Raw genomic sequence first — 12471 nt, forward strand, 5'->3', positions numbered from 1 at the left:
GTCTCTCCTCGGCTGCCAGCCGTCCCTGGTCCGGACGGCGGGGGCCCACGGTAGGTGGGCCGTGGCGACGGGCGGCGACGGCGACATGTGCGGCAGGTGAGCATCGGGCGACGGAACGCCGCCGGTCGTACACCTGTATCAAGCCGGCGGGTAGGGTGGGTGGATGACCGGCACCGCCTACCAGCCGTCGATGCTCGACCTCGCCGGCTCCCCGTCGCTGGGTCCGCTGGCGGGTCGGTTGCGCCGGCACCCGCTGGGCCGGGGTGCCTGGGTCGACCACCTGCCCGGCTGGGTCACCAGCTCCGACGAGGTGTTCGAGACGCTGCTGCGGGAGGTCCCGTGGCGGGCGGAGCGCCGCACCATGTACGACGCCGAGGTGGACGTGCCCCGGCTGCTCTGCTGGTACGGCCCGCGCCGGCCGCTGCCGCACCCGCTCCTCGACGCGGCCCGGACCGCACTGACCCGGCACTACGCGCCCGAGCTGGGCGAGCCCTTCGTGACGGCCGGGATGTGCCTGTACCGCTCGGGCCGGGACAGCGTCGCCTGGCACGGGGACACGCTGGGCCGCTCCGCCCACTCCGACACCCTGGTCGCCATCGTCTCGTTCGGCTCCCCGCGTTCCCTGCTGCTGCGCCCGCGCGGCGGCGGCGAGAGTCTGCGGTTCCCCCTCGGGCACGGCGACCTGATCGTGATGGGCGGCTCCTGCCAGCGCACCTGGGAGCACGCCGTGCCGAAGACCACCCGCCCGGTCGGGCCCCGGGTCAGCGTGCAGTTCCGTCCGGCCGGCGTGGCCTGACCGCGCCGCCCGCCCGGCGGGTGGTACGCCGCCAGGGCTGGCCGCAGGTCAGCCCGACGCCGTGCTACAAACGACTCTCAGGGTGATCACGCCCCCGTCACCTGTCGACGCGAAGGGCGTAGCATGACCCGGTCCCCCACCGAACCACGATCCCGCTGGTCCCCGTGGAGCCTGCACGGCGACGGCCGGTCGGTGCGCCCCGGCGACGTGGTGCACCCGGACGAGCGGCTCTCCTGGCCGCGTACGGTCGGCATCGGCGTGCAGCACGTGGTGGCGATGTTCGGCGCCACCTTCACCGTGCCGCTGATCACCGGCTTCCCGCCGGCCACCACGCTCTTCTTCTCCGGGTTGGGCACGCTGCTCTTTTTGCTGATCACCGGTAACCGGCTGCCCTCGTACCTGGGCTCGTCGTTCGCGTTCATCGCCCCGGTGCTGGCCGCGAAGACCGACGGCGGCATCGGTGCCGCGCTGGGCGGCATCGTGGTGGCCGGCGCCGCGCTGGCCCTGGTCGGCGTGGTGGTGCAGCTGGCCGGGTCGCGCTGGATCGACGCGCTGATGCCGCCCGTGGTGACCGGCGCGATCGTGGCGCTGATCGGGCTCAACCTCGCCCCGGTGGCCTGGGACGGCGGCGGCAGCGGCACGGGCGTCAGGGCGCAGCCGCTGATCGCGGTGGTCACCCTGGTCGCGATCCTGGTCGCCACGGTGGCCTTCCGGGGATTCCTGGCCCGACTGTCCATCCTGCTCGGCGTGGTGGTCGGCTGGGCGCTGGCCGCGCTGCTCGGCGAGCTCGACCCGAAGGCGGTCACCGGGTTGAGGGAGGCCGCCTGGGTGGGCCTGCCGCAGTTCCACGCCCCCGGGTTCAGCCTGCGTGCGGTGGTGCTGGTGGTCCCGGTGATCCTGGTGCTGATCGCGGAGAACGCGGGCCACGTCAAGGCGGTGGCCACGATGACCGGCCGCAACCTCGACAAGGACATGGGGCGGGCGTTCCTCGGTGACGGTCTGGCCACCGTGCTCGCCGGTGCCGGCGGCGGCTCCGGCACCACCACCTACGCGGAGAACATCGGCGTGATGGCGGCGACCCGGGTCTACTCCACCGCCGCGTACTGGGTGGCGGGGGTGGCGGCGGTACTGCTCGGGCTCTGCCCGAAGTTCGGCGCGCTGATCCTCACCGTGCCGGCCGGCGTGCTGGGCGGCGCGACGACCGCGTTGTACGGCCTGATCGCCATCCTGGGCGCCCGGATCTGGATCGAGAACCGGGTCGACTTCCACGACCCGGTCAACCTGATGACCGCGGCGGTCGCGCTGATCATCGGCGCGGCCAACTACACCCTCACCGCCGGCGACCTGTCCTTCAACGGCATCGCCCTGGGCACCGCCGCCGCCCTGCTCATCTATCACGGCATGCGGCTGATCGCCCGCCTCCGCGGCACCACTGCCGAGTCCCGCCGCGGGCCCGAACCCGAACTCTGACGGGCCGGATCGGCAAACGAGATGCGGCATGTCGCGCCATTCCCCTGCTGGGAAGGCGCGACATGCCGCAGTCGAGGACCGCTGGTGGCGGTCAGTCCCGTTCGATCTGGTGGCCGACGACGGCGGGGCCGAGCATCACCGCGAAGCCGGAACCGTCGCGGCGCGGGTCCGCCGGGGGCAGCTCCACCGGGTCGCCGTTGGCGGTTGCGCCCACCGGGCGCGGGCCGACCCAGGCGACGGCCAGGTCCACCTCGCCCTTGAGGAACCGCTGCGCGCGCACCCCGCCGGTCGCCCGCCCCTTCGCCGGGTACGCCTTGAACGGCGTCACCTTGACGGTCGCACCGGTGGAGGTGACCACCATCGGCTCCCCGTGCCCCGGGTCGTCGGTGCGGACCGCGCCGAAGAAGACCGCCCGCGCCCCGGCCGGCAGGTTGATACCGGCCATGCCGCCGCCCTTGATGCCCTGCGGGCGGACCAGGGACGCCGGGAAGCGCAGCAGCGACGCCTCGGAGGAGACGAACGCGAGAGTCTCCTTGCCGTCGGTGAGCCAGGTCGCCCCGATCACCTCGTCGCCGTCGCGCAGTGAGATCACCTCGAACTCGTCGGAGCGGACCGGCCACTCGGGCGCGCAGACCTTCACCACGCCGTGCCGGGTGCCCAGCGCCAGGCCGGGCGAGCCCTCGGCGGGCGGGCCGAGCGGCGCCAGCCCGACCACCGTCTCCCCGGGCTCCAGCGGCACCAGCTCGGCGGCGGACATGCCGCCGCGCAACGACACCGTGCCCGACTGCTCGGGCAGCACCGGCAGCGGCAGCACGTCGATCTTGAAGGCGCGGCCAGCGCTGGTGACCAGGAGCACCCGGCCCCGGGCGGTGGAGTGCACCACGGCGCGTACCGCGTCGTGCTTGACCCGCCCGCTGCGTCGCCGCGCCTCGGCGGCCTCCTCCGACTCGGCCGCGGTCCGGGCGACCAGCCCGGTGGCCGAGAGGATGACCTGGCACGGGTCGTCGGCCACCTCCAGGGGACCGGCCGGGACGGAGGCCGCGAGCACCTCCTTGAGGTCGCCGTCGACCAGGGTGGTGCGGCGCGGGGCGGCGAACTGCTTGACCACGGTGGCCAGCTCGTCGGAGACCAGCTTCCGCAGCACCTTCTCATCGTCGAGGATCTTCGACAGCTCGGCGATCTCGCCGCGCAGCTTCTCCTGCTCGGCCTCCAGCTCCAGCCGGTCGTACTTCGTCAACCGGCGCAGCGGGGTGTCCAGGATGTACGTGGCCTGGATCTCGGAGAGCTTGAACTTCTGCATCAGGCCGTCCTTGGCGGCCTGGGCGTCCTCGCTGGCCCGGATCAGCTTGACCACCTTGTCGATGTCGAGCAGGGCGATCAGCAGACCGTCGACCAGGTGCAGCCGCTCCTCCCGCTTGCGCTTGCGGTAGGCGCTGCGCCGGGTGACCACCTCGTACCGGTGGGCGAGGAAGACCTCCAGCAGCTCCTTGAGCCCCAGGGTCTGCGGCTGCCCGTCCACCAGGACCAGGTTGTTCACGCCGAAGGACTGCTCCAGCGGGGTGAGCCGGTAGAGGTCGGCCAGCAGCGCCTGCGGGTTGACCCCGACCTTGCACTCGATGACCAGCCGGGTGCCGTTCTCCCGGTCCGTGAGGTCCTTGACGTCGGCGATGCCGGTGAGCCGCTTGGTCTTGTTCACCTCGTTGGTGATGGCCGCGATGACCTTCTCCGCGCCCACGCCGTACGGCAGCTCGGTGACCGTGATGGCCTGCCGGCCCCGGCTGCCCTCCAGCGGGCCGATCTCCACCCGGGCCCGCATCCGCACCACACCACGCCCGGTCTCGTACGCCCGGCGCACCTCGTCCAGGCCGAGCAGCAGTCCACCGGTGGGCAGGTCGGGGCCGGGAACGAACTCCATGAGCTTGTCCAGCGTGGCGTCCGGGTGGTTGATCAGCCAGCGGGCCGCCTGGACGACCTCGCCCAGGTTGTGCGGGATCATGTTGGTGGCCATGCCGACCGCGATCCCGGACGCGCCGTTGACCAGCAGGTTGGGGAAGGCCGCCGGCAGCACGGTGGGCTGGGTGAGCGAGCCGTCGTAGTTGGGCTCGACATCGATGGTGTCCTCGCCCAGCTCGCCGACGAGCAGCATCGCCTCCCGGGACATCCGGGCCTCGGTGTAACGCGGAGCAGCGGGTCCATCGTCTGGGCTTCCAAAATTTCCATGCCCATCAATAAGTGGAATGTTCAGGGAAAAGTCCTGCGCCATTCGCACCATTGCGTCATAGATGGCAGCGTCGCCGTGCGGGTGGTACTTACCCATACAGTTGTGCACCACGTAGCCCTCGGCGACGAAGGCATGCTCATCGGAGCCGACCTGGATGTCGTACGTGGTGGCGGGAGCCACCGCCTCGACCGAGATCACTCGAAGGAACGAGCGGCCCGTGAGGTGTTCAAGGCGGTCGGCAAGAGGCGAGCCGATCCGGCGAAGCTTACGGACCCAGCCGTCTCGCTCGGCACGCCAGAGAGGAAACGACCGCTCAGCCAGCGGCACGCCGTTGCGGTCCTTTCCGTAGCGCACTGCGCCCCCAGCCCCCGACAATGAGGCTCGGAAAGCGTTACCCGCCTCGTCTCGGAACCAACCGCCCCCGTGGTGGGCGGCGGCGAACTCCTGCATCACCGGTCCGCAGGGCAGCCGATCGTTACCCTGCTTGCCGCCGTACTGGTATCCGAGTTCGATCACCCGCCGGAGGCCGTCGCCCTTGTACCCGATCCGCACCCAAGGCAGGAGCAGCTCAGCAAGGACGGCGGCGTCCCGTCCGGTCACGGACAAGCCGAGCAGCGTTTGGTGGTTGCTCCGTCCGCTGGTCCAGTGGTGGCCGTGCAGCCCAAGGTCGGACAGCATGGCGTAGATCTGACGCACCAGCACCTCGCTGGTGCTTACGAAAACGAGTTCCCGGAACCGCTTGCGGACGTAGCCGTCGCCGTCGAAGAAGCCGGCGAGAAACGGCGCCCACGCGGAGCGGTCCGCAAGGATGTCGGCCGGGACGCGCTTGCCGGGACTGAGCGGCGTGGCGACCTCGAGCAGGCCCTCGTGACGGGCAAAGGTCAGGATGTGTTGGTCACGATGACCGGGTTTCTGTGCTTCACGCTTGCCACGTGAGGCGTTCAAGCCGTTCGCGATGGCCCACGCGTGCGCGACGTCGAGTGGTTCGACGTCGCACATGTGCAGCCGTACACGACCATCCGCCGCACGCGACCGGTCGGCGGCGAAGCCTTCTGCAACCACCAGTCCGCGAACATAGCCGTAGACGTCACCGCGCAACGGCGCAGCCGTCGAACGACCCCTGCCGTACGCCACCGTGAGGCGGCCCGTGAGGTCCCCAGCCTCGGCCCAACGGACACTCAGGTCTTCGCCCACGACCCGGAACCGCTGCCCTGGAGTCACGGTCATGGTATGACCGTTGCTCCAGGTGACTCGGACCAACTCCGAGTCCGGATTTTCGTAGACGGCCGTCACCGGGACAGCTTTCCCGTCACCGTCCAAGACCAAGTCACCGATCTCGACATCCTCAATCGGTCGCAGACCCGCGGGTGTCGAGACCAGCGTGCCTGCCACGAAGCAGTCCCCGACGATCCGGGCCGACTTGACGTGCCCCCGGTCGGGGCGGTGGCCCTGCTCGTACATCGACCAGAGGATGCGCCGGTGCACCGGCTTCAGGCCGTCCCGCGCGTCGGGCAGGGCGCGGGAGTGGATGACCGAGAAGGCGTACTCCAGGTAGGAGTCGGAGACCTCGGTGACCAGCGGGTTGTCGAAGACCCGCGCCCCGGCCTGGTCGAACGCGGACAGGTCGGCGCGGGCGCGGTCGTCCCTACGGCGTGCCATGGTTCAGCTTTCCTTCCCCAACGATCCCGGTGGTCAGGCGTCGATGGCTTCGCGGTCGACCCGGTCGGCCGACTCGATGAGCCAGTTGCGGCGGGGTTCGACCTTCTCCCCCATGAGCAGCTCGAGGATCCGCTCGGCGGCCTCGACGTCGTCGAGGGTGATCCGGCGGACCGCCCGGGTGGCCGGGTTCATGGTGGTCTCCCAGAGCTCGTCGGCGTCCATCTCGCCGAGTCCCTTGAAGCGCGGGATCGGGGTGACGATCTGCTTGCCGGCCTTCTCCAGCTTGCGGACCGTCGCCTCCATCTCGGCCTGGGTGTAGGTGTAGATCGTCTGCGGGTTGCGCCCCTTCGTGGTGATCTTGTGCAGGGGCGGCATCGCCGCGTAGAGCCGGCCGGCCTCGATCAGCGGCCGCATGTAGCGGGCGAAGAGCGTGATCAGCAGGGTACGGATGTGCGCGCCGTCGACGTCCGCGTCGGCCATGATGAGCACCCGGCCGTAGCGCATCGCGGAGAGGTCGAAGGTGCGCCCCGAGCCCGCCCCGAGCACCTGCACGATCGCCGCGCACTCGGCGTTGTCCAGCACCTGCTGGAGGTTCGCCTTCTGCACGTTGAGGATCTTGCCGCGGATCGGCAGCAGGGCCTGGTACTCCGAGGAGCGGGCCATCCGGCTGGTGCCGAGGGCGCTGTCACCCTCCACGATGAACAGCTCGCTGCGGTCCACCCCGGTGGCCCGGCAGTCGACCAGCTTGGCCGGCATCGACGCGCCCTCCAGGGCGGTCTTGCGCCGGGCGGCGTCCTTCTGCTGCTTCTGGGTGAGCCGGACCCGGGCCGCGTCGACGATCTTCTGCAGCACCGTACGGGCCTCGGCCTTGGTCTTCCGGTCCTCCAGCCAGGCCTTGAGGTGCTGCTCGACCAGGCCCTGCAGCACCTTGGTGATGCCGGCGGTAGAGAGTTCGTCCTTGGTCTGCGAGGTGAACTGCGGCTCCGGGATCCGCACGTGCACGACCGCGGTCATGCCCTCCAGGACGTCGTCCAGGGTGGGCGCGTCCTCCTTGGGCTTGAGCAGGCCACGGGTGTTGCGGGCGGCTTCGGCCAGCGTGCGCGCCAGGGCCCGCTCGAAGCCCTTGCGGTGGGTGCCGCCGTGCGCGTTGCGGATGGTGTTGGTGAAGCACTCGACGGTGCGCTCGTAGCCGGTGCCCCAGCGGAACGCCACCTCGACCTCGGCCCGGCGCTGCACGTTGGACTGCATCACGCCGTTGGCGTCGGCGGCGTTCTCCCGGTAGGTCCCCTCGCCGGTGACGAGCAGGGTCCCGGAGACCGGCCGGTCGCCGGCCGGGGCCAGGTATTCCACCATGTCGGTGAGGCCGTTCGGGAAGTGGAAGCTCTCCCGCACGGCCTCGTCGCCGGTCTCGTCGCGCAGCAGGTACGCCACGCCGGGGACGAGGAAGGCGGTGTTGCGGAGCTTGAGCCGGACCGCCTCGGTGTCGAGCTTCGCCCCGGTCTCGAAGTAGCGCGGGTCGTGCCACCAGCGGATCGAGGTGCCGGTGCGCTGACCGCGCTTCATCGCGCCGACGGTCTGCAGGCCCGGGCCGGGGGTGAACGGCGCGTCCGGGCCGTCGCCGTCGAACACCCCCGGTACGCCGTGCCGGAACGACATCGAGTGGATCTTGCCGCCCCGGCGGACGGTGACGTCGAACCGCCGGGAGAGGGCATTGACCGCGGAGGCGCCCACACCGTGCAGGCCGCCGGAGGTCTTGTAGCCCGAGCCGCCGAACTTGCCGCCCGCGTGCAGCCGGGTGAGCACCAGCTCGACCCCGGAGATGCCGGACTTGGCGTGCACGTCGGTAGGGATTCCCCGGCCGTCGTCGTCGACCTGCACCGAGCCGTCGGCGTGCAGGATCACCTCGACTTTGCTGGCGTGGCCCGCCACACCCTCGTCGGTGGAGTTGTCGAGGATCTCGTTGACGAGGTGACCCACGCCACGGCTGTCGGTCGAGCCGATGTACATGCCAGGGCGCTTGCGGACGGCATCGAGGCCCTCCAGGTGCGTCAGGTCGTCGGCCCCGTACAGGGTCTCAGGCTGTGCGGTCAACTGGTCGTACTCCCAGGTCTCGGCGGTGTGGTGCCGCTCACCGTGTCGAGCTCCCCAACTCGATCGCCGGACGCGGCGCGCCGGAGCGAGCCTAGCCCGGCGCTCCGACAGAGCTGTGGCACCCGGTGCGGTGCGTTGTCCGATTACGCTCCGCCCGCGGTCCGGATCACCCTCCGTCACCGGGGCGCCGGAGCGAGGAGGCGTCCGTCCACGACAACGATCCGACCCTCCGGCTGTCTTCCCGGGCCCGCGCACCGGGTGACCCGGCGGCCGGGTCGGGCAGCGCTCGGCGCACCCGCCGGAGGTCCGCGCCGGGAGGTCCAGCCATTGACGCATGTCACACGCCTGTGATCTGATCGCCTCCTCGGAGGATCTTTCACATTTCGATGGATGAATGAGGGGGAGGTCGCGGGATGTCCGTGTTCCGTCGTACCGCGCTCGCGGCGGCCCTGGCCGTCGCCACGGTGGCCCTGCCGGCCGCCGTGGCACCCGCCGGGCCCGCGGCGGCCGCCCTGCCCACCGCCGCCGTCGCGCTGGGCGACAGCTTCATCAGCGGCGAGGGCGCCGGGGCGTACGCCCCGGTGATCGACGTCAACGGGGTCGCCCAGGGCTTCCCCGGCTGGTCGGCGCCGAACAGCAACGCCTACTTCTGCCACCGGTCGCCGAACGCCTCACTGTTCCAGGCCGACCTGCCCGCCATCGCCTCCCGGTACAACCTGGCCTGCTCCGGCGGGCAGCCGTACGACATCGCCAACGCCTCGGCCACCCGGACCGAGGGACGGCAGGTCGCCGCCCAGCTCGACCAGCTCCGCGCGGTGGCGCAGACCCACGACATCGACCTCGTGCTGGTCGGCCTCGGCTCGAACAACAGCTCGTTCACCTTCGGCAGTGTCGCGGAGAAGTGCGCCAACCGGTTCATCGCCGACGCCTGGACCGGCTGGTGGGAGTTCTGGGCTTACCTCGGCGGGCCGGTGGAGCAGGAGCCCTGCACGGACGCCGACCTGGCCACCGCCGCGCAGTTCAGCGCCGCGACCGCGGAGACCACCGCGGCCGTCCGGCAACTCCTCACCACCCTCGACCAGGTCGACGCCGACGGCCAGCACCGGGTCGTGTTCCAGGACTACACCAACCCGCTGCCGTACGAGCTGGACCAGACCTACTGGACCGAGGACGGCCGGGACGACACCCGGGACAAGTTCCGCGCGCTGGGCGCCGAGCGGTACGCGGCCGGCTGCCCGATCCACCGGGCCAGCCTGGCGCCCGGCCAGCGCTTCTCCCAGGGCCTCGGCACCCTGGTGAGCTCGGTCCGCTCCACCCTCGCCGCCGAGTTCCCGAACGCCGACCTGGTCTACCTGAACGTGCAGCGCGCCTTCGACGGGTCCCGGCTGTGCGAGTCGGCGGGCAGCCCGGGCAACGCCCTGGCCACCCCGATCCGCCTGATGGACGGGCCGACCGGGGTCTTCGTCACCAGCCTCTCCGGCTACGACAAGCTCGACATCCAGCGGATCGCCAACACCTGCGGGACGTACTTCCAGACCTGCCAGGAGTCCTGGCACCCGAGCGCGGCCGGGCACCAGGTGCTGGGCCGCTGCCTGAGCGGCGCGGCGGCGACGAGCGCCCGGGCGGTCTCCTGCGTCCGGGCCCCGGACGGCACGATCTCGGTGAGCTGAGCCCGCGTCCCCGTGGGGCCCACCGGTCCGGCGGACCCCACGGGCTCGCGTGCGGCGTCCGCGCCGGCGACGGTCAGGACCGGACGGCGCTCCCGAGAACGTGCGGGGCGGCCGGCATCGGGAGCCGCGACGGCGGGAACCGGAACCGGTCCAGCTCGACGACGGTGAAGCCGGCGGCCCGGATCGCCGCCACGGTGTCCCGCCCGGTGTGGCAGCCGGCACAGCACCGCGGCCACAGGGTGGCGTCCGCCCAGCGCTGGGCCCGGCGCAGCCCCGGCGTCCGCGCCGCGACATGCTCGTAGAAGCGGAGCTGGCCGCCGGGGCGCAGCACCCGGTGCGCCTCCCGGAGGGCCGCCGCCTGGTCGGGCACCGAGCAGAGCACCAGGGAGAACACCACCGCGTCGGCGGAGGCGTCGGCGACCGGCAGCGCCTCGCCGAGGCCGGCGGCCACGGTCACCGGGACCGGGGCGTCGGCGGCCGCGGCCACGCCGGTGGCGCGCAGCCGGGGCTCCGGCTCGACCGCCAGGACGCCGGCCACGCCCGCCGGGTAGTGCGGGAAGTTCCGTCCGTTGCCGGCGCCCACCTCGACCACCCGTCCGCGCAGCCCGGCGACCAGGCGCCGCCGGTGCGCGGCCGCGCCAGCCTGGTCCATCGCCACGCTGGCCCGGGTGAAGACCCGGGCGAACACCGGGTGCGAGACGGCCATCAGGCGCCTCTGCCCGGGGCGCCGAGGCTGAGCAGCAGCGGACCGGCCGCGCCGTCGACCAGGTCGCCGAGGCGTACGCCGTCGAGCACGGCGAGGAAGGCGGCCTGGGCCCGGCGCAGCTCGCCGCGGAGCCGGCATCCGCCGAGCAGCGGGCAGGTCGGCTGTTCGCAGTTGACCACCTCGTCGTTGCCCTCGAAGGCGCGGACCACCTCCCCGACGGTCAGCTCGCCGGCACGCTCGGCGAAGGCCACCCCGCCGGACCGGCCCCGGATGGTCACCAGCACACCGAGCCGCTGCAACCGCTGCACCACCTTGGCCACGTGGCTGCGGGGCAGCGAGAGCTGGGTGGCGAGCTCGTCCACCGTCGTCCGGGTCTCCGACGCCGCGGTGAACATGGCGATCCGAAGTGCCATGTCCGTCGAGCGGTTGAGCTTCACACCATCGACCCTAACGAGCCGCGTCAGCTCGCGGAACAGACGCACGGTCCGGTTGTGCGATGTGATCGGGACTACGTCCGCCCCGGGACCTTCGACCCTGAAGGGGAATCTCAAATTCCTGTTCAGTGGGGCTCGACCCGTTCCACGCCCCGAAGGAGTAGTTGTGCTCTCGGAATCCTCCGCAGCCGTGGTGACCGCCACCCTGCCCGCCGTGCAGGCCCACGGTGAGGCGATCACCGGCCGGTTCTACCAGCGGATGTTCGACGCCCACCCGGAGCTGCTGGACATCTTCAACCGGGGCAACCAGGCCACCGGGCAGCAGAAGGCGGCGCTCGCCGCCGCCGTGGTCGCGTACGCCGAGCACCTCACCGGCGGCAGCACGGTGCCGTGGGGGCCGATCCTGGACCGGATCGCGCACAAGCACGCCTCGCTGGGCATCACGGCGACCCAGTACCCGATCGTCGGCCGGCACCTGCTCGCCGCGGTGGCCGAGGTGCTCGGCGAGGCCGTCACGCCGGCCGTCGCGGCCGCCTGGGACGAGGTCTACTGGCTGCTGGCCTGCGAGCTGATCGCCCGGGAGGCGCGCCTCTACACCGTCGCCGGCGTGCCGGAGAACGGCGCGGTGTGGCAGGAGTGGCGGGTGGTGGAGAAGACCCCGGAGACCGCCGACGTCACCTCGTTCACCCTGGTCCCGGCCGACGGCGGCCCGGTGCCCGGCTTCACCCCGGGGCAGTACGTCTCGGTCGCGGTCGACCTGGCCGGCGGCCGGGGGCAGCAGATCCGGCAGTACAGCCTCTCCGGCCGGCCCGGCGCCGACCACTGGCGGATCACCGTCAAGCGGGTGCGCGGCGTCGACGGCGCACCCGACGGCCTGGTCTCCGGCTTCCTGCACGACCGGGTGGCGGCCGGCGACACGCTCCGGCTCAGCCCGCCGTTCGGCGAGGTCAGCGCGGTCGGCGACGCCGGGCCGCTGCTGCTGGTCAGTGCGGGCATCGGCCTCACCCCGGCGATGGCGGCGCTGGCGCACCTGGCGGCCACCGAGCCCGAGCGCCCGGTGACGATGGTGCACGCCGACCGGACCGGCGCCGCGCACGCCCTGCGGCACGAGCTGCCCGGGCTGCAGGAGCGGCTGCCCAACCTGTCGGTCCGGCTCTGGTACGAGGACACCGCCGACGGGGAACTGACCGGGCTGAAGGCCGAGATCGCCGACGGGCTGGTCGAGCCGGCGCTGATCCCGCTCGCCCCGGCGGCACACGTCCACCTGTGCGGGCCGGTGCCGTTCATGGCCCGGGTCCGGGGCGGCCTGCTGCGCCGGGGCGTACCGGACGAGCGGATCGCGTACGAGGTGTTCGGCCCCGGCATGCTGCGCTGAGCGCCGTCGGCCGCGGTCACCGGGCGGGGGGGGGGGGGGGGGGGAAGCC

At 72.2% G+C, this 12471-nt stretch carries 8 protein-coding genes and 2 pseudogenes; 4 read left to right on the top strand and 6 right to left on the bottom strand.

Annotated features, from left to right (window positions below):
* The first annotated feature begins 163 nt into the window (after window positions 1–163).
* The gene (locus ACL02O_RS10480) at window positions 164–796 is read left to right on the top strand and encodes an alpha-ketoglutarate-dependent dioxygenase AlkB (RefSeq protein ID WP_412817807.1); all 633 of its coding nucleotides are present in this window, start codon (window positions 164–166) and stop codon (window positions 794–796) included.
* A 123-nt stretch (window positions 797–919) separates the two neighbouring features.
* Window positions 920–2266, top strand: coding sequence for a uracil-xanthine permease family protein (locus ACL02O_RS10485; RefSeq protein ID WP_412817808.1), 1347 nt, complete (start codon window positions 920–922; stop codon window positions 2264–2266).
* Between the two features lie 91 nt (window positions 2267–2357).
* On the opposite strand, the gene ACL02O_RS10490 is transcribed toward ACL02O_RS10485, so the two are convergent.
* The 4 genes and pseudogenes from ACL02O_RS10490 to ACL02O_RS10505 all read right to left on the bottom strand — a co-directional run bounded on the left by ACL02O_RS10490 (window position 2358) and on the right by ACL02O_RS10505 (window position 8348).
* The gene (locus tag ACL02O_RS10490) at window positions 2358–4937 is read right to left on the bottom strand and encodes a DNA topoisomerase (ATP-hydrolyzing) (RefSeq protein WP_412817815.1); all 2580 of its coding nucleotides are present in this window, start codon (window positions 4935–4937) and stop codon (window positions 2358–2360) included.
* A 183-nt stretch (window positions 4938–5120) separates the two neighbouring features.
* Window positions 5121–5879, bottom strand: a pseudogene (locus tag ACL02O_RS10495) (LAGLIDADG family homing endonuclease); the annotation flags it as partial.
* Window positions 5880–5882: 3 nt separating this feature from the next.
* Window positions 5883–6146 (bottom strand): annotated as a pseudogene (locus ACL02O_RS10500) (DNA gyrase subunit A); the annotation flags it as partial.
* Between the two features lie 33 nt (window positions 6147–6179).
* Window positions 6180–8348, bottom strand: coding sequence for a DNA gyrase/topoisomerase IV subunit B (locus tag ACL02O_RS10505; RefSeq protein WP_412817816.1), 2169 nt, complete (start codon window positions 8346–8348; stop codon window positions 6180–6182).
* A gap of 302 nt (window positions 8349–8650) precedes the next feature.
* On the opposite strand from ACL02O_RS10505, the gene ACL02O_RS10510 reads away from it, so the two are divergent.
* The gene (locus tag ACL02O_RS10510) at window positions 8651–9907 is read left to right on the top strand and encodes an SGNH/GDSL hydrolase family protein (protein ID WP_412817809.1); all 1257 of its coding nucleotides are present in this window, start codon (window positions 8651–8653) and stop codon (window positions 9905–9907) included.
* Window positions 9908–9980: 73 nt separating this feature from the next.
* On the opposite strand, the gene ACL02O_RS10515 is transcribed toward ACL02O_RS10510, so the two are convergent.
* The gene (locus ACL02O_RS10515; protein ID WP_412817810.1) at window positions 9981–10613 is read right to left on the bottom strand and encodes a class I SAM-dependent methyltransferase; all 633 of its coding nucleotides are present in this window, start codon (window positions 10611–10613) and stop codon (window positions 9981–9983) included.
* Window positions 10613–11050 (bottom strand): RrF2 family transcriptional regulator, encoded by a 438-nt coding sequence (locus tag ACL02O_RS10520; protein WP_412817811.1) that lies wholly within the window; start codon window positions 11048–11050, stop codon window positions 10613–10615. Before ACL02O_RS10520 ends, ACL02O_RS10515 begins: the two co-directional genes overlap by 1 nt.
* Window positions 11051–11213: 163 nt before the next feature.
* Here ACL02O_RS10520 and ACL02O_RS10525 point away from each other — a divergent pair, with 163 nt between their 5' ends.
* Window positions 11214–12422 carry a globin domain-containing protein gene (locus ACL02O_RS10525; RefSeq protein ID WP_412817812.1) on the top strand — a complete coding sequence of 403 codons (1209 nt, stop codon included), beginning with the start codon at window positions 11214–11216 and terminating at the stop codon, window positions 12420–12422.
* Window positions 12423–12471: the final 49 nt, after the last annotated feature.

It is taken from the genome of Micromonospora mangrovicola (assembly GCF_047200535.1).
Lineage (GTDB): Bacteria > Actinomycetota > Actinomycetes > Mycobacteriales > Micromonosporaceae > Micromonospora.